The organism is Mesorhizobium sp. L2C084A000 (assembly GCF_000502875.1).
GTDB lineage: Bacteria > Pseudomonadota > Alphaproteobacteria > Rhizobiales > Rhizobiaceae > Mesorhizobium.
The window spans coordinates 256,518-276,637 of sequence record NZ_AYWX01000005.1; the positions used below are offsets into that span (position 1 = coordinate 256,518).

Sequence of the window (20,120 nt, forward strand, 5' to 3'; positions counted from 1 at the left end):
TCCGAGTTGTCGAAAGCCGACATTCCTGACTGAATTTTGGCCGGATGGAATTCTGGCCGGATGGAAATTCTGGTCTTTGCCCGCCTTAGGTTGCGGCGGTGACGTTTCCGTAGTTGCGGCAACCCTGCACGTCAATACGCTGCAAGCTGCTCAAATCGGTTCAGTCCGAACTGGAAGCGTTTCCTCGCCCCCAGCGCGGTGTCGCGGCGGGCGGGTCGGGGATCAGCGGTTCCGTGGCAACCGGGGGTTGGTCGGGAGCGGTGGGCGCGACGTCCTCGTCGGCGCCGGCAAACAGCGGCACGCCGCGGCTGCGCAAGACGAGCACAAGAACGGCTCCGGCAATGATGCCGCCGATATGGCAGGCCCACGAAATCTGGTCCTCGCCGCCGGCGGCAAACATCACCACCTGGAACAGCACCCACAAGATGAGCGGGATGAAGGCCGGAATCCGCAGCGGGATGCGGGCAAAGGCCAGCACCCAGACCTTCACCCTGGGATAAAGGATCAGATAGGCGACGACCACGCCGGCGATGGCGCCGGAGGCACCGATCAGCGGCACTTGCGAATCCCAGGCGACGAGGCCCTGGAAAGCGGCGCCGGCGATCGCGCACAACAGGTAGAAGATGAGGTAGCGGATGTGGCCGAGCGCATCCTCGACATTGTCGCCGAACACCCACAGGAACAGCATGTTGCCGCCGAGATGGAAGATGTCTGCATGCAGGAAGGAATAGGTGAGATAGCTCAGGCTTTCGGGGATGACGATGAAACGGGGATCGAGCTCGGCGGTGTCATGGACGACCGACGGGATGAAGCCGAGACCAAGCACGGCGGCATTGGAGAAACTCTCGCCGCCGAGCGCGGTGGCAAGGTAGACCAGGGCATTGACCACGATCAGCCCGATGGTCACATATTGCAGGCGGATGTGCCGCAGCCTGTTGGTGTCGTAAAGCGGGATGAACATTGCCCCAGGCCCTCTTCCGCTTTCGACAATCAGCGGTTCTTGCCGGGAACCCATAGCACGTCGGCGTTTCCGTTGTCATTGACCGCCCGGGCGGCGACAAACAGGAAATCCGAGACGCGGTTGATGTATTTCAGTCCGTCGCGGTTGACGTGCTCGTTCGGGTCCTGGGCAAGGGCCACGATCAGCCTTTCGGCCCGCCGCGCCACGGTGCGGGCAAGGTGAAGTGCCGCCGCTGCCGGCGTGCCGCCATTGAGCACGAAGGATTTGAGCGGCTGAAGCTCCTTGTTGAGAAGGTCGATGTCCTTCTCGACCCGGTCGGTCTGCACGGCGACGATGCGAAGCGGCTCGTAGCCGAGTGGCTTGCCGTCGTCGGGCACGGCGAGATCGGCGCCGAGATCGAACAGATCGTTCTGGATGCGGGAAAGCATGGCATCGATCGCGGGATGGGTCGCGGCCGTGTGGACCCGGGCGATGCCGATGCAGGCATTGGCCTCGTCGACGGTGCCGTAAGCGTCTACCCGCAGGTCGGATTTCAGCCGCCTTTCGCCGGTGCCGAGACCCGTGGTGCCATCATCGCCGGTGCGGGTGTAGATCTTGTTGAGCTTGACCATTTCGCCTCCCCGGCTGCCGATATCCTCACTTGCGGGTGAAATACACCGCAAGCAGGATCAGCACCAGCGCCACGGCCTGCAGCATGACGCGTGCCTGCATCAGCTTGTTCGAGGTGACGCCGGAACCGCCGCGCATCATGTTGATGAGGCCACGAACAAGCACGACCGCAACGGCGACCATGACCAGAATGGCGAGAATGTTGAAGACGGTTGCCATTGTTGCGTTCCAGTTGTTTGGCGTTCAGGCGCGTTTGGCCATCAGGCGGTAGAGCATCGATGCCGGCAGGATGCGTTTGAGCACCGCACCGATCCTGGCCGGCACTGTTACCACATAGTGCGGGCGCGGGCGCCGCGATAGAAGTGCATGGCGCAGCGCCGCATGAACGACTTCCGGCCCTGGCTTCAAGGCCGATTGGCTGCCGCCGGCCCGCAACCGCTCGAGTTGCGCCGCATAGTCCACGCGGTGCACGGAATTTTCGTGGTCGATGCTGCTGAGAAACCAAATGAGGCCATTGCTGGCGATCTTCGACTTCACCGGCCCCGGCTCGATCAGCGAAACGTGGACGCCGCTGCCGGCCAGTTCCTGGCGCTGGCAGAGCATCAAGGCCTCCAGTGCATGCTTCGACGCGGAATAGGCGCCGCGGAAGCGCACCGGCACCAGGCCAAGGATCGACGAGCAGTGGACGATGCGGCCCTGACCCTGGCGGCGCATCACCGGCACCAGTCGGCGGGTCAAATCATGCCAGCCGAAGAAATTCGCCTCGAACTGCTGCTTGAGCGCCGCAACGGGCAGATCCTCGACGGCGCCCGGCTGCGCATAGGCGCCGTTGTTGAACAGGGCGTCGAGCCGGCCGCCGGTGCGGTCGAGCACCGCCGTCACCAGCGCGGCGATGGAGTCCGGCTCGCAATAATCGAGATAGAAGGCCTCGATGCCGTCGGCTTCGAGCGCGGCGATGTCCTGCGGCTTGCGCGCCGTTGCGAACACCCGCCAGCCTTCCGCCTTCAACGCGCGGGCGCAGTACGCGCCTATTCCCGAAGACGCACCGGTGATGATAATCGAGCGCACCTTCTGCGCCGGACTGTTCGTGGTTTCGCCAAGGGTTGCCATTTGCCGCAATCCCTTCCCATATTCCCGGCGTGGAGACAATTGGAGGGCGCGGTTCTTGTTGCGGAAGATCGTAGCCCTCAAGCGGGTTCTCTACGACGCGCTTGGCCATTTCAACACCGATGACGGCTGGGCCATGGCCAGCCATCTGGCGATCACATCGCTGATGGCGCTGTTCCCGTTCCTGATCTTCGCGACGACGCTGGCGAGCTTCCTGGGCGCACAGGCGTTCTCCGACACGGCCGTGCATCTGGTCTTCGACACCTGGCCCGAACAGATCGCCAAGCCGATCGCGCGCGAAGTGCTCAATGTGCTGACCGTCCGGCGCACCGACCTTTTGACCTATGGTGTGGTGCTTGCTGCCTATTTTGCGTCGAACGGCATCGAGGCGCTGCGCACGTCGCTCAACCGCGCCTACCGCGTTTCGGAAACGCGCGGCATCATCTACCGCCGGGTGCAGAGCATCATCTTCGTTCTCATCGCCACGGCCGGTTTCCTGGCGATCAGCGTGCTCCTGGTGTTCGCGCCGCTGCTGGCGCGGCTCGCCGAAGCCCATATCGACTGGATCAAGCCCTATATGGGCACCATCACCCTGTGGCGTTACGTCATCGCTTCGGCGGTCATCGTCGGCGGATTGTTTGCCGTGCATTTCTGGCTGCCGGCGGGCAAGCGCCGCTTCGTCTCGCTGGTGCCGGGCATCGTCTTCACGCTGGCGGCATGGCTTATCGGCTCGACCATCTTCGCCACCTATCTCGACCACTTCTCGTCCTACGTGACGACCTATGCCGGCCTGGCCTCGATCATGATCGCCGTGGTCTTCCTCTACATGGTCTCGGCGATCTTCATCCTCGGCGGCGAGCTCAACGCCGCGATCAGTCGCTATCTGGAGGCGCGTGCGCGGGTGGGATGACAGGTCGAATTGGGGAACTGGGGAATGGGAGAATTGAAGAATTGAAGAATTGACGTAGCACCCAGCGCCAGATGGCCCCCATCTTCCTCAATTCCTCAATTCCTCAATTCCTCAATTCCTCAATTCTTCAGTTCTTCAATTCCCCAACTCCCTTGGCCTGCCGAGCCGTTGCCAGGCCAACGCCGAAGGTCGTGATCGCCATGCCGGCGATCTGCAGCGCATTGAGCTGTTCGTCGAACAGGGCCCAGGCGATGATCGCCGTCACCGCGGGCACCAGGTAGAACAGCGAGGCAACTTTTGACATCTCGCCGTCGCGGATCATCACCATCAGCAGGAAGATGGCGCCCAGCGACAGCACCAGCACCAGCCAGCCCATGGCGAAGATCAGCTCGCCATTGATGATGATCGTGTGGGTTTCGAAAGCGAGCGAGGCGAGGAGCATCAGCGAACCGCCGCCGACATATTGCCACATGGTCGCCGCGACCAGGTCGCCGCCGGAAGCGAAGCGCTTTTGCCAGATGGTGCCGGCGCTCATGCCGAGCACCGAGACCAGCGAGGCGGTCAATGTCGCAACTGTTACGCCGCCGCCCAGCGCGCCGAGCTTCGGCCACAGCACGATGACGATGCCGATGAGGCCGATGCCAAGGCCAAGCCAGTGGCGCGGCAGGATCGCCTCGCCGAGAAACTTGCCGGCAAGCACGGCCGTGATCAGCGGCTGCAGGCCGACGATCAAGGCCGAAAACCCGGCCGGCATGCCCCTGTGGATGGCCCAGAACACGGCGCCGAGATAGACGCCATGCATCAGGATGCCGGCGCCGGTGGCATGCAATGCCTCCTTGCGCGTGGCTCTTTTTGAACCCAGCACAAGCATCAAAACTGCCAGCAGGATGGCGGCGATGACGAAACGCGCGGCGAGGAATGTGAACGGTTCCGCCCACGGCATGGCGTAGCGCGCGCCGATAAAGCCGGTCGCCCACAGGACGACGAAGGTGGCGGGGATGAACCGCTTGATGCTGTGCATGTTCCGGAGACCGCCGTGTTGGGGGGAGTTGACCGTGGCGCTGCTCTAATGCGCTTCAACCCGACGCGCAAAGCGAAACCATTGATCCATGCATCATCGGAATTCAACGGCCGGCGCATTTGGCAGGTGGTTTGTCTGATCTCGCCGGCTCAAAGCCCGACTATCCGCCGGATGCCGTCAGGTGATGCGCCGGCATGGCGCAAGGCGGCAAGGCTGGTGTCGCCGAGGCTTTTGGACAGCTTTCGTCCGTCTGGCCCCAGGATGAGACGATGATGGAAATAGGCCGGTTGCGGCAGTCCGAGGAGTTGCTGCAGCAGGCGCTGCACGCCAGTGGCGGAAAACAGATCCTGGCCGCGCACGACGTGGCTGACGTCTTGCAGCGCATCGTCCATGACGACGGCGAGGTGGTAACTGGTCGGAATGTCTCGGCGCGCCAAGATCACGTCGCCCCAGTCCCGCGGGCGGGCTTCGACGGAGCGCGTCGCGGAAAGCGTCTCGTCAGAATACTCCGTCCATGAAAGGTCCTTGCCGACACGCGCCATGGCGGCATCGACATCCAGCCGCCAGGCGAAGGGTGCATTCTCGGCGATCCGCCGCTGGCGTTCCTTCAGCGGCAGCGCCTTGTCGGTGGCGGGGTAGAGCGGCACGCCATCGGGATCGCGCGGCCAGTCGCGCCCACGCTTTTCGCTGTCGGTGATGAAGGCGCGGATCTCGCCACGGCTCATGAAGGCGGGGTAGACGAGTTCGTCCGCGATCAACCGCTCGAGCACCGCTTGGTATTCGGCGAAATGCTCGGACTGGCGGCGCACCGGCTCTTCCCAGCCAAGCCCCAGCCATTTCAGGTCGGCAAGCACGCCTGCCTCGAATAGCGGCGTGCAGCGCGTCGTGTCGATATCCTCGATGCGCAGCAGCAGGCGGCCGTGCGCCTGTGCCGCCAGCTTCTGGTTGAGCAGCGCCGAATAGGCGTGGCCGAGATGCAGGTCGCCGTTGGGGCTGGGCGCGAAGCGGAATGTCAGGAGTGTCATCTCTCAGGCGGCAATCATGTTTTGCGGCGCTCCGCCAATTGCTACCCTGTCGACGGTCGAGGAACAAGAAAGCATGCGCCGTATCGTGACATCAGACGACATTGCCCGGGGGCTCGACGCGCTTTGCGTGATCGACCCGCGCCTGGAAAAGGTGCGCGGCATGGCCGGCGAGGTGCCGCTGCGGCTGTCCGAGCCGGGGTTTCGAAGCCTGGCGTCGATCGTCGTCTCGCAGCAAGTGTCCCGCGCCAGTGCCGATGCGATCTTCGGCCGGCTGACCAAACTCGTCGATCCGCTGACGCCGCAAGCGATCCTGGCCGCCGGCGAGGACATGTTTCGCGAGGCCGGCCTGTCGCGGCCCAAGCAGCGCGGCCTGATCGCAATTGCCCAGGCGGTGGCCGACGGCCTCGACCTTCATCACCTCTGTTCGCTCGATGCCCAGGAGGCGATCACGACGATGACGGCGGTGTCCGGCATCGGCCCGTGGACGGCGGAAGTGTATCTCTTATTCGCCGCTGGGCATCCCGACATCTTCCCCGCGCGCGACGTCGCGCTGCAGAGCGCGGTCGGCCACGCGCTCGGCATCGAGCCGCGTCCGCCGGAGAAAACCCTGATCGCATTGGCCGAATCATGGAGCCCGTGGCGAGGTGTCGCATCGCGGCTTTTCTGGTCCTATTATCGTGAAACCAGAGGGCGAGACGCCGCGCCGCCGGCCTGAATCCGCAAAAAATCATAAAAATCACGCATTTTTGGCGCTTAGGCCACGCGACAATCCGCTTCACATCCCTGTCATGTCGGGCTTACAGTATCCGCGCCGTTCGGGTCTAGAACCAAGGAGGTGAACACGTGACGGTTGCCGTATCTCCGGATGGGCTTCCAGCACTGGTGCTGAATGCGGATTACCGTCCGCTCAGCTATTACCCCTTGTCGCTCTGGTCGTGGCAGGATGCCATCAAGGCGGTGTTCCTCGACCGGGTGAACATCGTCGCCGAATACGAGCACGCCGTCTCCTCGCCGACCTTCTCGATGAAGCTGCCGAGCGTGGTCAGCCTGAAGGCCTATGTGAAGCCCTCCAGGCACCCGGCCTTCACCCGCTTCAACGTCTTCCTGCGCGACCGTTTCCAGTGCCAGTATTGCGGCACGCCGGAGGACTTGACCTTCGATCACGTCATTCCCCGCCACCGTGGCGGCGCGACGACATGGGAGAATGTCGTTGCCGCCTGTTCGCCCTGCAACCTCAGGAAGGGCGGCATGATGCCGGCGCATGCCAAGATGTGGCCGCTGCAGAAGCCTTTCCAGCCGACGGTGCACGATCTGCACAACAACGGCCGCCTGTTCCCGCCCAACCATCTGCATGAGAGCTGGATGGATTATCTGTACTGGGATGTCGAACTGGAGCCCTGAGATCGTTCGAGAATTCGGGAGGCTGGCCGTCTGGAGCGATTGTCTGCGCTTCCGATGCTCACGGACCAAATGTCCGCTCCGCTTCGGTTCTCGAGAATCACTCCATACGACTCAGCCTGCCGAATTCTTTGAACGATCTCGCGTCGGCGCCATCGCGCCAAATCAGTCGCGGGTGAGGGCGCCGCGGAAGGCTACGGCGGCGAGGATCAGGCTGGCGATTGCGTTCCAGCCGGCCAGCGACAGGCCGAGGATGCGCAAGGCGGCCTTGTCACAGGACGGCGGCACGAATTTGTCGAGCGCGTCGAGCACGCCCTTGCCGCCGGTGTCGACCGGCCCGGCGCCTGCGGTACAATCGGTCGGGCCGGCCCACCACTGCCATTCGACGCCGGAGTGGTAGACGCCGAGATAGAGGCCGTAGAGCATCAGGATGCCGCCGGCGGCCAGCAGGCCGCGCGTCAGCCAGCTGGGTGCGTGCAGCATCGATGCAATCACCGCCAGCACCATCAGCGGCACGCCGATATAATAGGGCGTGCGCTGTTCGAGGCAGAGGTGGCAGGGGATGTAGCCGCCGAGATACTGGAAGCCGAGCGCCGAGCCGACGGTTGCGGCCATGGCGACGGCGAGGAACAAGGCGGTTAGCGTGCGCTGGCGTCCGGTGTCGGCATTCATGGTCGCTGTCATCTCAATCGGTCCGTCCGGCTCGCAATGGTTCTGTTCAGAACGCGTATTTGACCAGGATATAGAGCAAAATCAGGGCAGCCGCGCCGGCGCCGGCGATGAGGCCGAGGCGCTTTTCGATGAATTCGCGGATCGGTTCGCCATAATGGCGCAGCAGCCAGGCGAGCAGCAGGAAACGGCCACCGCGGGCCACGATCGCCAGCACCACGAACAACAGCAAATTGACGCCGATGACGCCGGACAGGATCGTCACCACCTTGATCGGCGGCAGGTGGGCAGCGCCCGACGTGATCAGCATCAGGACGATGAAGCCGACGCCTGCCCCCGCGCGCAGCGCTTCGAACTCGTCGTACTTGCCGTAGAATTCGAGGATCGGCCTCGCCACCGCGTCATAGGCGTAGTGGCCGATGAACCAGCCGGCGATGCCGCCCAGCACCGAGGCGACGGTGGCGATCAGCGCATAGCGGTAGGCGCGATCCGGCCGCGACAGCGCCATCGGCAGATAGAGCACGTCGGCCGGCACCAGGAACACCGAGCTCTCGACGAAAGCGATGAAGGCCAGCCACCATTCGGCGGATTTGCGGGCCGCCAGCGACAAGGTCCAGTCGTAAAGTCCGCGAAGCATCGGCACTCCTAATGCGTGTCGTTCAATTGCGCAGGCAGGTTGGGGTGTAACGGGATGCACAGAACAAAGACCCAGCGCACGCCATCCGTCCCCGCAGACGTGCCGCGCTTTGATGCGCCGCCTGTCTAGAAAGATTTTCCGCGCTGCACAATGGCAGCCCCGTCACGAAATCGAAAGGCGCAGATTGGTCGCATCTTGAGGGCACCGGAGAATTGGCCAGTTGACGAACAGCCCTCCGACCGTATAGTCCCGCGCCATCCAGGCCGCCCGGCCTGAGCCCCTATGGCGGAATTGGTAGACGCGCTCGACTCAAAATCGAGTTCCGCAAGGAGTGCTGGTTCGATTCCGGCTAGGGGCACCAACCTTCACTCTTCGAGCTTTGGGTGGCAAATCCCAACGCGATCAAGACGCCTTGCGCGTCGCGGTGGGATCGCCGTCATTGGCCGCGCCAAGCTCGCCAGCCGCCAGCAATTCGTCGAATGTCCGTTCGAGATCGGCATTGTCATCCGCTGCCGGTCCGCTGGGCGGATCCTGGCGTCTCAGCGTTTCCAGCCTGTGGTGAAGCTGGCGGTTCTCATCGCGGCAACGGGCATGCGCGAGCTCGTCGGTCATGTCGCGCAAGCGGAGATCGGCGAGTTGAACCTTCACCGCGCAATAGTCTCGGCGCGCCGCGTCGCGCTCCTGGCGCAACGTCGCAATCTCGGTTTCCGGGGTTTGGCGCCGATGCTCGGCCACGTCCTCGGCGCGCTGCCCCACGCTTGGCGTTGCGCGGACCACGCTTTGATCGGCGGCGCTGCGCTGGAGCGAGCGCAACCTCTTTTCAAGTTCGGCGGCCCGTACCTGCGCGGTGGCGGCGCAATCGCCGAGAACGCCGCGCTGATGCTCGACCGTGGACAGCCGCACCTGCAGGTCCTGCTGCACCAGCATCTGCGCAGACAGTTTGCCGGTCAGTCTTTCGTTGTGGAGCTGGCAATCCGCGACTTTGGAACGAAGCAGCATGGCGGCCTGTTGCAAGCTGGCGAGCCGCGATGCAACGTCCTCACGCGCCTGCTCGGCGGCTTGCCTGGCGATGATCTCGTCGCGAAGTTGCCCCGACACGCGCGCCAGGTTCCGGCCCAGACGCTCAACCTCGACATTCGCTTCGAGGAACCGCGTTGCCCGCTGGCCGGCATGCCTGTCCGCTTGCGCAATGGTCTGCCGTGCCTTGTTGAGTTGGACCTCCAGGTCGGCGATTGTCTTACTCGCGATCGATAGCTCGCGCGATTTTCGCCCAAGCTCTTTCGAGGTGCGATCCTGCAAGCGCTGCAGCTTCGCCACCTCTTCCTGCAATTCCCATTTGTCGGTATCGGGAGCGTCGGCATCGTGGTCAACCAAAGACCACGCCAAGTCGTCATCGGCACGTGGATCCAGCCTGTCGTTGGACAAGAGCGAGGAGCCGCGCATGGCGCGGGCCTGGCTCGAGCCCGTCCGGGCCGAAGTCGAGCCGAGGGAGGCGGCCAGCGTGTCTGACTGGGCCAATCCGGTCACGGGCTCCTCTTCGAAGAGAGGCAAAGCTTGATGCGTTGCGGCTCGAATGCTTCGAATCAGTTCTTCGAAGTCTTCGTCGGCCCTTCGGACAACGGCGCTGTCCTCCGCACTGATGTGCCGGGCGCCGTTGGCCTCATGATTCAGCGACATTTCTCTCTCATCGCTACCGAATCACTAGATTATCGTGAATTAAGAACAAGAATGCGAGTAGATCTTATCGGCTTTCACCGAAAATTTCTGCGAGAAATCTCGTTTTTTTATAAAGCAGAGATCAATATTCGCGTTTTCCTGCTGGCAACCGAAGTAAATTCCCGGTCACCCACCCCTCAAATATTGCAGCGAAGATGTGCCATTCTCTAGAACCGCACCCTGCCTTTTCTCAGCGCCGCCCCAGCAAGCTCTTCATGCGGTTGCGCAGCAGGCGGGCCATGTTGCGGGTTTCGCGGTAGAGGTGCAGTTGCGAGGCGGCCTGGCGGGTGAGGCGGTCGGCGTCCGGCGCCAGGCCGATCACCAGGGTGCCCATCGGCTTGCGCTCGGCCCATAGCCGGCTCATCACCGGATGGTCGGGCACCGCGCAGGAATCGGTCATCATGATGTTGGGATCGTCGAGATGCTGCCTGGTCACCTCGATCATCAGTAGCGTGCCGGGCGAATAGCTGGCCAGCGTCTCGTCATAGGCCGTCTTCCAGGTGTAGGCGATGCCGGCTTCGACGAAGACGATCAGGCAGGCGATGGTGCGGCCGTCGAGCGTCAGCGAATGGATGCGGCACATGTCCTGTTCGGCCAGCCGGTGCACGGCTTCGCGGGCGAAGGCGGCGCGGAAGCGGTCGATCGCCATGGCGGTGCGTTCGCGGCCTTTCCAGCCGGCCGCTTCCAGCGACAGGAAGCCTTCGATGGCATGGCGGATGTCTTCGGGGCCGCGCGCCACGACATGCTCAAGCTTGCCAAGGTCGCCAAGGCGCCGCTTCAGGCGGCGGAACTCGCGATAATGGTGCGAGCGCAGCGAGGCCTTCAGATAATCGTCTCCATCGAGCTCGCTCTCCAGCGCCGGGCGCTGGCTCTGGCCGGTGGTGACCAGCGTCAGGCCGCGCGCCTCGGCCACGGTGGCAAGCAGGCTCGCCACCGGGCCATCGAGCCGGATGTCGGGCAGGACGAACACTTTCGGCAGCTTGAGATGCGGGCGCGACAGCATCGCGAAGAAGTCCTCGACGACGCCGACCGGGTCGTCGCGGTCGACCAGCGGCGTGCCGAGCGGACCGAACGGGCTCGACCATGTGCGCATGACCGGAACGCCGAGCGGCACCACCGGCCGCTCAACCGAGAACGGCACCAGGAGGCGCAGCCGGTTGCGGTATTCGTCGCCGTCGCGAATGACCGCCAGCCGCACCTCGCGATCCTCCAGCCGCGGCATGGCGGGCGCCAGGAAACGCGGGTTGAAGAACACGTTGGACTCGACCGTGCGGGCGCAGAGATAATCCAGCTCCTCGACCAGGTCGAAACCCGCGGATGCCGGGTAGATGGCGAGCTTGCGCTCGGGCCGGTTGTTGGCGAGGATCTCGATATGGGCGGGGTCGGCGTCGCGGGTCAGCCCGGCAAGGCCCGACACCATGGCTCCGGCGGTGCCGCCGCTGGTTTCCTCAAGCAACGGGATGGCAGCCATCACGCGGCTCCTTTCGCAGGCACGAAGATGAGCATGGCGATGCCGAGCTTGCGCCACACCGTGAAGGAGAGCGCGCCGGCTTCGAAGATCATGGCAAAGGCGGTGGCCATTGCCGCGCCCCACAGGCCGAACATCGGGATGAGCACCACATTGAGGGCGATGTTGAAGGCCAGCGTCATGGCATAGACGGCGGCGCAGATGTTCTGGTTGCCGCTCATCGTCAGCAGGCTTTCGCAGGGGCCGACGGCGGCCCGCGCCACGACGCCGAAGACGAGCAGGAACAGCAGCGGATAGCCTGATGTGAATTCAGGGCCGAACAGCACCAGCATCGGCTCGCCGAGCGCCAGCACCAGCAGCGCCATCAAGAGCGATGGCCAGAACGTCCACGACACCGTCTCGCGGGCAAAGGCGGCAAGCCTTTGCGGGTCGCCATGGGTGAACTGGGCGTAGCGCTGGGCAACGCCGGCCTTGACGGCGAAGTAGACGAAATGCACCAGCGCCAGCGTCTTCACGGTGGCGAAATAGATGGCGACGTCGTTGGGGTCCATATAGGCGCCGACCATCAGCACATCGGCATTGGTCAGCAGGAAGAAGAAGCTCTCGACCAGGAAGATCGGCAGCGAGACGATGAACCATTGCGCGAAATGCACCTTCATCGGCCCTGCCGGGATCTGCCTTTCCATGCGCTGGGTGACACCGATGAGTTGTCCCAGCGTGGTGGCGTAGGTGGCGGCGATCGAGGCGAAGATGGCGGTCCTGGCATCGGGTGCGTAGCCCACGAACAGCATCAGCGCCATGAACAGCAGGATAAGCACGGGCCGCACCAGATAGGTCGGCGACAGGGCAAACAACGCCCAGCTGTTGGCGCGTGCCAGGCCCGACAAAAGGTCGGACATGGCGATCATCGGCAGGCAGATGACGCCGAGGATGAACGGGATCACATAGTAGTTCTCGATCCAGGGTGCCGCCAGCCAGACGCCGAGCGCGCCGAGCCCGGCAATCAGCGTGGAGGCGATCAGCACGAACAGACGGCTGGCCAGTACGATGCCGCGCAGCTCATCCATCAAGCCGCGCTCGCGATATTCGGGAATGTAGCGGATGACGGAGGTGTGGAAGCCCAGGCAGGCGAGGTTTCCGACGATGACCATCGTCACCCAGACGAGGACGAAGATGCCATATTCGAACGAGCCCATCCAGCGTGCCATCAGCACCTGGCTGACGAAGGCGATGACGGCGCTGACGATGCGGACCGAGAAGGCGATGACAGACATGCGGCTCGCCTCGCCGCGCTCGTCGGCGGTGAACAGCACGGCATCGATGCGGCCAAGCAACGGCCCCATGCGCAGCGCCCAACGCTGCGGCAAGAACCGCCCGGCAGTCGTGGCCGCGGAAAAGCGCACCCCGATTTCCCTCCGTTTTCCGCTTCGTTTCAGGGTTCTGTGTAGCGGAGACACATTAAGAAACGGTTGGGTGGGGGGAGGGCATGCCGGGCGAAAAGCCAACGATTGGGTTTTCGTCCGACGAACAGAAGCGCAGGAGGTAGTGTCTCAGTTTTTGAATTTGGAATATGCGGAAGGTTCTAAGCGCGGAAGCGTGTCGCCAACATGACTCCTAAGCGGCGCACCGAGATCGCGAAGGAGGCTGCAAAGCGGTGCCAAAGCCGGTTGACAAAAACAGGGAATTTTCGTAATTGGTTGCGGGAGGGGAAATGCAACCAAATAGGAAAGATTCGGTCAGTTGGAACAAGCTGAAGCATTTCTTCTCGACCAGGTATCTCTGGTCAATCGCTCCTATATCCCGACAACGCTCAAGGCCGCTTACGAAGCAGCGGCGTTGGTGGTTAAGGATGAGCCAATCTTCAACGTCAACAGCGCTCTCGACAATCGCGGGCGCGTTATTCAATGGAGTATAGACCTCGCATTCGAGCGTTTGGTTCAAACGGGAAAGTGGCCGTTCGAGTACCGCTGGCGGAGCTTTGAGCATCCGACCGGACGCTATTTAGAAATCTTGCCGTCGCACTCAGTCTTGACCATAAGTCAGGTGGCCGACCACAGCGCTCAGCCCCGCGACGTCAGGTTCCGTGCGAACAAACGTGCGAGCGGTCAAGGTTGGTTGTCTGGACTTCCCAAGCTGCCGGAAAAAACGGAAACGTCGGGGCTTCCTCACCTATTGCTTTTGCATGGGCACAAGGAGCCGAATTTCGCTCATTTGGCAATGCCAAGGAGTGAGCACGAGACAGGTTTCTATTGCAAATCGGCAAACCTGATGCTGATGCCACATGCAGTTCAGGATGCCGGCCCGCCCGTCGAGGAAACGGACTTTGAAGCGGTTATGACTCTCAAGGAAGAAATCGATAAGTGGCGTAAGGATCATGCCGGATAACAAGGTACTTCAGTTTCCATCAGCCGTCCGCGCCAGTGGTGCAGGGCGGCTTTTGATTCCCTCGAAGCTTAGGGATGCCAGAAAGGTTGCGCGCCTGTCGCAAGGCGACCTTGGGGATCGTGTGGGTATTACTCGGCAGTCAATCTCGGCTTACGAGCGCGGGGATAAATTGCCGGAACCCGCGACGTTCCAGAAGATTGCGGACGTGCTCGGCCAGCCCGTTGCTTACTTTACCAATCCAGATGGACCTCTATTCGGCAATTCAACTACTCGCTTTTATCGCAAATCTGGGCCGGAGACTTTGCGCCGGAACGAAGCTTGCGCCGTTCTGGGGGATTGGTTTGTTCAGACTGCTCGCTATATCGACGACTTCGTGAATTACCCGGCAGTCGTATTGCCTGAGTGTGAACCAGCAAATGCTGGCACATACTCAATGGATGAGATCGACGACATTGCGCTTTCTCTTCGCCGCAGTTGGGGGCTCGGCGCTGGTCCGTTGTCTAATGTTTTGGCCCTGCTTGAGAGTAAGGGCATTGTGATATGTCGGTATGAAATGGAGGGAGAAAACGTCGAGGCGTTTTCATTTTGGAATGGCAATAGGCCCTTCGTTTTCATGGCATCCGAAAAGGAAGCTGGCGTTCGACTCCGCTATGACCTTGCGCATGAGCTTGGGCATCTTGTGCTGCATAGGTGGGTTGAGCAATCCGAGATCGAAGACAAGGCCCGTCTCAAGGTAATTGAGGCAGAGGCCAATCGTTTTGCCGGTGCCTTTCTCCTGCCAAAGACGTCTTTCCCGAACGAAATTTACACAACGCGCCTTGATGCATTCGTGCCGCTGAAAGAGCGATGGAAGGTATCTATCCAGGCGATGGTTTACAGGTGTCACGATCTTGAAATTATCGACAGCGACCAGGCCCTCAACCTCTACAAACAGATCTCATTCCGAAAGTGGCGCAAGAAAGAGCCATTGGATGACCCGCGCCGCATACCCCTTGAACAACCACGGCTTTTACGCCGTGCGGTCGAACTAATTCTTGATAGTAAACGCAAGCGCCAAGACGACATCGTCAACGAACTTCGCCTTAGCCCGGAATGGATTGAAACCTTTTGCAACCTTCCGCGTGGGATGCTGCAAACTGAGATCAGCAGCGAATTTGAACCTACCTTGAAATGATCCTTATGCTGACGCTAAGCGTATGTGTCCGCGCGAGACGGCTTTAGCGGGACAGCACCCCCCTCTGGCCTGCCGGCCATCTCCCCCTCAGGTGGGGAGATTGGCTAATCGCGAAGATTCGCGCCGCCCCTCATCCGCCCTTTGGGCACCTTCTCCCCGTATAGTGACGGGGAGAAGGGAAGCATTCCCTTACGCGAACGCCCCGTGGCAGTGCTTGTACTTCTTGCCGGAGCCACACGGGCAGGCCTCGTTGCGGCCGACCTTGCCCCAGGTAGCCTGGTTGTTGGGATCGCGGTCCTCGGGAGCGACGATGGCGGTTGTCTCCGGGCGGACCAGGAGGGCGGTCTCGCCGCCTTCGAAGTCGTTTTCGCCGGTTGTGCCGTCAATATGCGTGCCGAACATGTCGGGGGCTTCCGGGGGCGGTGCTTCAGCGGCCTGGCGGACCAGTTCGACGCGCATCAGCTGCGCGGTGACGGCCTGGCGCAGATTGCCGAGCATCGCCTGGAACAGCTCGAACGCCTCGCCCTTGTATTCCTGCAGCGGATCGCGCTGGGCGTAGCCGCGGAAGCCGACGACCGAACGCAGATGGTCGAGATTGACGATGTGCTCGCGCCACAGATGGTCGAGCGTCTGCAACACAACCGAGCGCTCGACATAGTTCATCACCTCGGGGCCAAAACGCTCGGCGCGCTCCTTGGCGGCGGCTTCGGCGGCCTGCGCGATGCGCTCGCGGATGTCGTCCTCGGCGATGCCCTCTTCCTTGGCCCAGTCTTCGACCGGCAGGTCGAGGTTCAGGAACTCGGCGATCTCGGCCTTCAGCCCGGCAACGTTCCACTGCTCGGCATAGGCATTTTCGGGAATGGCCTTGGCGACGATCTCGTCGATGACGCCTTCGCGCATCTCGGCGATCGTTTCGGACAGGCCTTCGCCGTCCATCAGTTCGATGCGCTGCTCGAACACCACCTTGCGCTGATCGTTGGAGACGTCGTCATATTTCAAAAGGTTCTTGCGGATGTCGAAGTTGCGCGCCTCGACCTTCTTCTGCGCCTTTTCCAGCGCCTTGTTGATCCACGGATGGATGATCGCCTCGTCTTCCTTGAGGCCGAGCTTCTGCAGCATGCCGTCCATGCGCTCGGAGCCGAAGATGCGCATCAGATCGTCCTGCAGCGACAGGAAGAATTTCGAGCGGCCGGGGTCGCCCTGACGACCGGAGCGGCCGCGCAACTGGTTGTCGATGCGGCGCGATTCGTGGCGTTCGGTAGCCAGCACGTAGAGGCCGCCGGCGGCCAGCGCCTTTTCCTTCAGCCGCTCGATGTCGGCAATGATTTCCTTTTCCCGCGCCTCGCGCTCGGGTCCGGCCGGCATGTCGCCGAGTTCTTCCTCGATGCGCATCTCGGCATTGCCGCCGAGCTTGATGTCGGTGCCGCGGCCGGCCATGTTAGTGGCGATGGTGATGGCGCCGGGCTTGCCGGCCTGGGCGACGATCGCCGCCTCGCGCTCGTGATGGCGGGCGTTCAGCACTTCAAAATCGGTAAAACCTTCCTTGCGCAGGCGCTCGGCCAGCTGCTCGGACTTTTCGATGGAAGTGGTGCCGACCAGCGTCGGCTGGCCCTTGGCGCTGGCTTCGCGGATCTCCCTGACGATCGCCTTGTATTTCTCCTCGACCGTCCGGTAGACCTCGTCGTCCTCGTCGATGCGCACGACCGGCAGATTGGTCGGGATCTCGGTGACTTCGAGACCGTAGATGTTGCCGAATTCCTCGGCCTCGGTCAGCGCCGTGCCGGTCATGCCGGAGAGCTTCTTGTAGAGGCGGAAGTAGTTCTGGAAGGTGACGGAGGCGAGCGTCTGGTTCTCCGGCTGGATCGCCACATGTTCCTTGGCTTCGAGCGCCTGGTGCAGGCCTTCCGAATAGCGGCGGCCCGGCATCATGCGGCCGGTGAACTCGTCGATGATGACGATCTCGCCGTTGCGCACGATATAGTCCTTGTCCTTCTGGAACAGCCGGTGCGCCTTCAGCGCGTTGTTGACGTGGTGGACGATGGCGACGTTCTCGACATCGTAGAGCGACTCGCCCTTGAGCAGGTCGGCGTCGCGCAAAAGGTTCTCGAGCTTCTCGGTGCCTTCCTCGGTGAAGATCGAGGTCTTCTGCTTCTCGTCGATCTCATAATCCTGCGGCTGCAGCTGGATGATGAAGGTGTCGATGGTGTTGTACATTTCCGAACGGTCCTCGAGCGGACCGGAAATGATCAGCGGCGTGCGCGCTTCGTCGACCAGGATGGAATCGACTTCGTCGACGATCGCGTAATTGTGACCGCGCTGCACCATCTGGGCGCGCTCGTATTTCATGTTGTCGCGCAGATAGTCGAAGCCGAGCTCGTTGTTGGTGGCATAGGTGACATCGGCGGCGTAGGCGGCGCTGCGCTCCTCGTCCGACAGGCCATGGACGATGACGCCGACCGAGAGGCCGAGGAACTTGTAGACGCGGCCCATCCATTCGGAGTCGCGGGTGGCCAGATAGTCGTTGACGGTGACGACGTGGACGCCGTTGCCGGCGAGCGCGTTGAGATAGACAGGCAGCGTCGCGACCAGGGTCTTGCCCTCGCCGGTGCGCATCTCGGCAATACCGCCATTGTGAAGCACCATGCCGCCGATCAGCTGGACATCGAAGGGGCGCATGCCGAGCACGCGGCGCGCTGCCTCGCGGGCGGTGGCGAAGGCCGGGATCAACAGGTCGTCGAGCGTGGCGCCGTTGGCGATGTCCTGGCGGAATTTCGCGGTGCGGCCGACCAACTCCTCGTCGGAAAGCGCTCGCATCTCGTTTTCCATGGCGTTGATTGCCTCGACACGCGGCCGGGTCGATTTGACCCGACGGTCGTTGGAGGAACCGAAAACCTTACGGGCGAGACCGCCGAGACTGACCATCCGATGGTCCTTTCGATAGAATTTCTCAATCTTGAGATGAGCGCCGGCCGGCCCCATCAATTCCACGTGAACACTGGCAAACACATTAGTGAACACTGGCAAACACAAAAAGCGCCCGGAAAACGGTTCTGGACGCAAAGTCGTTGGACAGATAAGAGGGGGCTCAACTGATGTCAACGCCGCGCTGGCCCTGCTGGCTGCGCCAAATTCCGCCACAATCTGGCCGATCTGGAAGCCACCCCTCTTTCAATCCCCACCGGAGTTACCCCATGTCCTTGTTGTTCCGCCGCGCGTCGCTCGCCAGCCTTGGCTTGGCAGTCGGCCTGTCGGCCCTTTCGCTCTCGCCGCTGATGGCGCAGCAAACCGCTCCCGCTCCGGCGGATGCAGCAGCGCCGGCCGCGGCACCGGTCGATCCGAACAAGGTTATCGCCACGGTCAACGGCCAGCCCCTGACCGAAGCAGATCTGGTGCTTGCCGAAGGGGAATTGTCGCAGCAGTTCGCGCAATTGCCGCCCGAGCAGCGCCGTGCCGCCGCCCTTTCGGCTGCCATCGAGATCCGCGTCATGGCCGCCGAGGCGGTCACCACAGGGCTCGACAAGGATCCCGACTTCCAGCGCCGCATGGCTTTCCTGCAGGAGCGCGCGCTGCATGGCGAGATGGTCGAGAAGGGCGTCGTCGACAAGGTCACCGACGCCGAGGTCCGCGCCCGTTACGACCAGGAAATCGCCAACACGCCGCCCACCAATGAGCTGCATGCCCGTCACATCCTCGTGAAGACCAAGGAAGAGGCCGAGGCCATCATCAAGCAGCTCGATGGCGGCGCCGACTTCCAGAAGCTCGCCAACGAGCACACCAGCGATCCCTCGGGCAAGACCAGCGGCGGCGATCTCGGCTGGTTCGGACCTGGCCAGATGGTGCCGGAGTTCGACAAGGCGGCCTCCGCGCTCGAGGTCGGCAAATACACCGAGCAGCCGGTGCAAACGCAGTTCGGCTGGCATGTCATCAAGCTCGAGGACAAGCGCACCAAGCAGCCGCCGGCCTTCGAGGACGTCAAGGACCAGGCCAAGCAGGCGGTCATCCGCGACAAGTATTTCGCACTGGTCAAGTCGCTGCGCGCCGGCGCCAAGATCGAGATCCCCGACGCGAACCTGAAGAAGACGGTCGATACGCTGGAAAGCGCTAAGTAAGACTGATAGCTCCTTGAAAAAGGGCGCGGCAGCCAGGGGTTGCCGCGCCCTTTCTCATTGCCATCTTTACGGGGCGGGCGCCGCTATGCCTCGCATCACGTAGTTGACCGCCTTGCCGATGGTCGCTTCGTCCTCGTCGAGCCGGTTGGTCAACAGATGTCTCCAGGCGAAGGAGGCGATCAGGTCGGCGACAACAGCTGAATCGACGCTGGCCGGGATTTCGCCCCTTGCCTTGGCGCGTTCGATGATCTGGCCGGTATGGGATCGTCGGCCCAGTGAGTAGTCGGCAAGGGCCGCGGCAGCGGCCTCGTCCGACTGTGCCTCGGCGATCAGCGACCGGAACACGCTTCCCGACGATGTCTCGCGCCAGTGGGCGAACAGGTTTTTGAGGAAGCCGACGAGATCCTCCTCCAGCCGCCCGGTATCGGGAACATCGACGCGCTTCTGGCGCTGATAGACCTCGAGCAGCAATGCCGCCTTGCTCGGCCACCAGCGATAGATGGTGGGTTTGCCGGCGCGGGCTCGCCGCGCCACCGCCTCGATCGAGAAACCGGCATAACCGGCTTCGACCAGCACGGCCTCGGCGGCTTCGAGAATGGCATCGGCGCTGTCGGGGTTGCGCCGCGCACCGATCGATCTGCGCGCCGGATCGGCGTCCTCGGCCATCTCTGTCTCCTCGCCAACACTATCGCCGGCAATATAGGCGACCCGACGCTCAAACGAAACGGCGCGTTTTCAAGCTTCAGGAACGGATGGTAGCGGCAGGGGTTAAGTTTATTCTCTGGAAGTCTACCGGCGTGTCGGTTGGCGAAGCTCCAAAGGCAAAAACCCGCCGGGCGGCGGGTCACTGGCGCAAATCAGCACCATGGGCAAAAATGTAGCATAGCTGCCCTCACAGAGTCAAGAAAAAATTCCTATCGCTATGAGACGC

General features: G+C 62.4%; 19 protein-coding genes and 1 tRNA gene. 7 read left to right on the forward strand and 13 right to left on the reverse strand.

Going from position 1 to position 20,120, the window contains the following annotated elements; genetic code table 11:
* Positions 1–160 precede the first annotated feature (160 nt).
* From X735_RS152055 to X735_RS152040, 4 genes are read right to left on the reverse strand one after another with little or no spacing between them, the layout of a single operon-like run.
* Positions 161–961, reverse strand: coding sequence for a rhomboid family intramembrane serine protease (locus X735_RS152055; RefSeq protein ID WP_023811131.1), 801 nt, complete (start codon positions 959–961; stop codon positions 161–163).
* A 29-nt stretch (positions 962–990) separates the two neighbouring features.
* A complete protein-coding gene (locus tag X735_RS152050) occupies positions 991–1,572 on the reverse strand; it encodes a cob(I)yrinic acid a,c-diamide adenosyltransferase (RefSeq protein WP_023811132.1) in 582 nt (193 codons plus the stop codon).
* 25 nt (positions 1,573–1,597) lie between these two features.
* Entirely contained in the window at positions 1,598–1,789 is a 192-nt protein-coding gene (locus X735_RS152045) for a twin transmembrane helix small protein (protein WP_013529428.1), read from the reverse strand.
* Between the two features lie 24 nt (positions 1,790–1,813).
* Complete coding sequence (locus X735_RS152040; protein ID WP_081734841.1) at positions 1,814–2,680, reverse strand: SDR family oxidoreductase; 867 nt, start codon at positions 2,678–2,680, stop codon at positions 1,814–1,816.
* A gap of 55 nt (positions 2,681–2,735) precedes the next feature.
* Here X735_RS152040 and X735_RS152035 point away from each other — a divergent pair, with 55 nt between their 5' ends.
* Complete coding sequence (locus X735_RS152035) at positions 2,736–3,587, forward strand: YihY/virulence factor BrkB family protein (RefSeq protein WP_013529430.1); 852 nt, start codon at positions 2,736–2,738, stop codon at positions 3,585–3,587.
* Between the two features lie 127 nt (positions 3,588–3,714).
* On the opposite strand, the gene X735_RS152030 is transcribed toward X735_RS152035, so the two are convergent.
* Together X735_RS152030 and gluQRS are read right to left on the reverse strand one after the other, a co-directional pair.
* Complete coding sequence (locus X735_RS152030; protein WP_023811135.1) at positions 3,715–4,608, reverse strand: DMT family transporter; 894 nt, start codon at positions 4,606–4,608, stop codon at positions 3,715–3,717.
* 149 nt (positions 4,609–4,757) lie between these two features.
* On the reverse strand, positions 4,758–5,633 hold the full coding sequence (gene gluQRS / locus X735_RS152025; protein WP_023811136.1) for a tRNA glutamyl-Q(34) synthetase GluQRS: 876 nt from the start codon (positions 5,631–5,633) through the stop codon (positions 4,758–4,760).
* A gap of 73 nt (positions 5,634–5,706) precedes the next feature.
* On the opposite strand from gluQRS, the gene X735_RS152020 reads away from it, so the two are divergent.
* A complete protein-coding gene (locus X735_RS152020; protein WP_023811137.1) occupies positions 5,707–6,348 on the forward strand; it encodes a DNA-3-methyladenine glycosylase in 642 nt (213 codons plus the stop codon).
* Positions 6,349–6,476: 128 nt separating this feature from the next.
* The gene (locus X735_RS152015) at positions 6,477–7,034 is read left to right on the forward strand and encodes an HNH endonuclease (RefSeq protein WP_006328497.1); all 558 of its coding nucleotides are present in this window, start codon (positions 6,477–6,479) and stop codon (positions 7,032–7,034) included.
* 162 nt (positions 7,035–7,196) lie between these two features.
* Here X735_RS152015 and X735_RS152010 read toward each other — a convergent pair whose 3' ends face one another.
* Both X735_RS152010 and X735_RS152005 read right to left on the reverse strand, forming a co-directional pair.
* Entirely contained in the window at positions 7,197–7,715 is a 519-nt protein-coding gene (locus tag X735_RS152010) for a disulfide bond formation protein B (protein WP_023811138.1), read from the reverse strand.
* 34 nt (positions 7,716–7,749) lie between these two features.
* Complete coding sequence (locus tag X735_RS152005) at positions 7,750–8,337, reverse strand: YqaA family protein (RefSeq protein WP_023811139.1); 588 nt, start codon at positions 8,335–8,337, stop codon at positions 7,750–7,752.
* A gap of 276 nt (positions 8,338–8,613) precedes the next feature.
* Here X735_RS152005 and X735_RS152000 point away from each other — a divergent pair.
* Positions 8,614–8,698: transfer RNA gene (locus X735_RS152000), tRNA-Leu, on the forward strand.
* 41 nt (positions 8,699–8,739) lie between these two features.
* Here the strand turns inward: X735_RS152000 and X735_RS151995 are convergent.
* From X735_RS151995 to X735_RS151985, 3 genes are all read right to left on the reverse strand, one after another.
* Positions 8,740–10,014, reverse strand: coding sequence for a hypothetical protein (locus X735_RS151995; RefSeq protein ID WP_023811140.1), 1,275 nt, complete (start codon positions 10,012–10,014; stop codon positions 8,740–8,742).
* A gap of 229 nt (positions 10,015–10,243) precedes the next feature.
* Positions 10,244–11,524 carry a GNAT family N-acetyltransferase gene (locus tag X735_RS151990; RefSeq protein WP_023811141.1) on the reverse strand — a complete coding sequence of 427 codons (1,281 nt, stop codon included), beginning with the start codon at positions 11,522–11,524 and terminating at the stop codon, positions 10,244–10,246.
* Positions 11,524–12,924 (reverse strand): lipopolysaccharide biosynthesis protein, encoded by a 1,401-nt coding sequence (locus X735_RS151985; protein WP_023811142.1) that lies wholly within the window; start codon positions 12,922–12,924, stop codon positions 11,524–11,526. Before X735_RS151985 ends, X735_RS151990 begins: the two co-directional genes overlap by 1 nt.
* Positions 12,925–13,261: 337 nt before the next feature.
* On the opposite strand from X735_RS151985, the gene X735_RS151980 reads away from it, so the two are divergent.
* Together X735_RS151980 and X735_RS151975 are read left to right on the forward strand one after the other, a co-directional pair.
* Positions 13,262–13,906, forward strand: coding sequence for a hypothetical protein (locus X735_RS151980; protein WP_023811143.1), 645 nt, complete (start codon positions 13,262–13,264; stop codon positions 13,904–13,906).
* A complete protein-coding gene (locus X735_RS151975) occupies positions 13,896–15,080 on the forward strand; it encodes an XRE family transcriptional regulator (RefSeq protein ID WP_023811144.1) in 1,185 nt (394 codons plus the stop codon). The genes X735_RS151980 and X735_RS151975 overlap by 11 nt, the downstream gene beginning before the upstream one ends.
* Before the next feature lie 189 nt (positions 15,081–15,269).
* Here X735_RS151975 and secA read toward each other — a convergent pair whose 3' ends face one another.
* A complete protein-coding gene (gene secA, locus X735_RS151970; protein WP_023811145.1) occupies positions 15,270–18,002 on the reverse strand; it encodes a preprotein translocase subunit SecA in 2,733 nt (910 codons plus the stop codon).
* Between the two features lie 269 nt (positions 18,003–18,271).
* On the opposite strand from secA, the gene X735_RS151965 reads away from it, so the two are divergent.
* Complete coding sequence (locus tag X735_RS151965; RefSeq protein ID WP_023811146.1) at positions 18,272–19,189, forward strand: peptidylprolyl isomerase; 918 nt, start codon at positions 18,272–18,274, stop codon at positions 19,187–19,189.
* 66 nt (positions 19,190–19,255) lie between these two features.
* Here the strand turns inward: X735_RS151965 and X735_RS151960 are convergent, their stop codons facing one another.
* Entirely contained in the window at positions 19,256–19,855 is a 600-nt protein-coding gene (locus X735_RS151960) for a TetR/AcrR family transcriptional regulator (RefSeq protein WP_023811147.1), read from the reverse strand.
* Between the last annotated feature and the right edge of the window lie 265 nt (positions 19,856–20,120).

Excerpts from the sequence above, each read along its gene's own strand:
- X735_RS152005 (WP_023811139.1), bottom strand. The coding sequence starts at position 8,337 with ATGCTTCGCGGACTTTACGACTGGACCTTGTCGCTGGCGGCCCGCAAA.
- gluQRS (WP_023811136.1), bottom strand. The coding sequence starts at position 5,633 with ATGACACTCCTGACATTCCGCTTCGCGCCCAGCCCCAACGGCGACCTG.
- X735_RS152045 (WP_013529428.1), bottom strand. The coding sequence starts at position 1,789 with ATGGCAACCGTCTTCAACATTCTCGCCATTCTGGTCATGGTCGCCGTT.
- X735_RS152030 (WP_023811135.1), bottom strand. The coding sequence starts at position 4,608 with ATGCACAGCATCAAGCGGTTCATCCCCGCCACCTTCGTCGTCCTGTGG.
- secA (WP_023811145.1), bottom strand. The coding sequence starts at position 18,002 with ATGGTCAGTCTCGGCGGTCTCGCCCGTAAGGTTTTCGGTTCCTCCAAC.
- X735_RS152010 (WP_023811138.1), bottom strand. The coding sequence starts at position 7,715 with ATGACAGCGACCATGAATGCCGACACCGGACGCCAGCGCACGCTAACC.
- X735_RS152055 (WP_023811131.1), bottom strand. The coding sequence starts at position 961 with ATGTTCATCCCGCTTTACGACACCAACAGGCTGCGGCACATCCGCCTG.
- X735_RS152040 (WP_081734841.1), bottom strand. The coding sequence starts at position 2,680 with ATGGCAACCCTTGGCGAAACCACGAACAGTCCGGCGCAGAAGGTGCGC.
- X735_RS151990 (WP_023811141.1), bottom strand. The coding sequence starts at position 11,524 with ATGGCTGCCATCCCGTTGCTTGAGGAAACCAGCGGCGGCACCGCCGGA.
- X735_RS151965 (WP_023811146.1), top strand. The coding sequence starts at position 18,272 with ATGTCCTTGTTGTTCCGCCGCGCGTCGCTCGCCAGCCTTGGCTTGGCA.
- X735_RS151975 (WP_023811144.1), top strand. The coding sequence starts at position 13,896 with ATGCCGGATAACAAGGTACTTCAGTTTCCATCAGCCGTCCGCGCCAGT.
- X735_RS151960 (WP_023811147.1), bottom strand. The coding sequence starts at position 19,855 with ATGGCCGAGGACGCCGATCCGGCGCGCAGATCGATCGGTGCGCGGCGC.
- X735_RS152020 (WP_023811137.1), top strand. The coding sequence starts at position 5,707 with ATGCGCCGTATCGTGACATCAGACGACATTGCCCGGGGGCTCGACGCG.
- X735_RS152050 (WP_023811132.1), bottom strand. The coding sequence starts at position 1,572 with ATGGTCAAGCTCAACAAGATCTACACCCGCACCGGCGATGATGGCACC.
- X735_RS151995 (WP_023811140.1), bottom strand. The coding sequence starts at position 10,014 with ATGTCGCTGAATCATGAGGCCAACGGCGCCCGGCACATCAGTGCGGAG.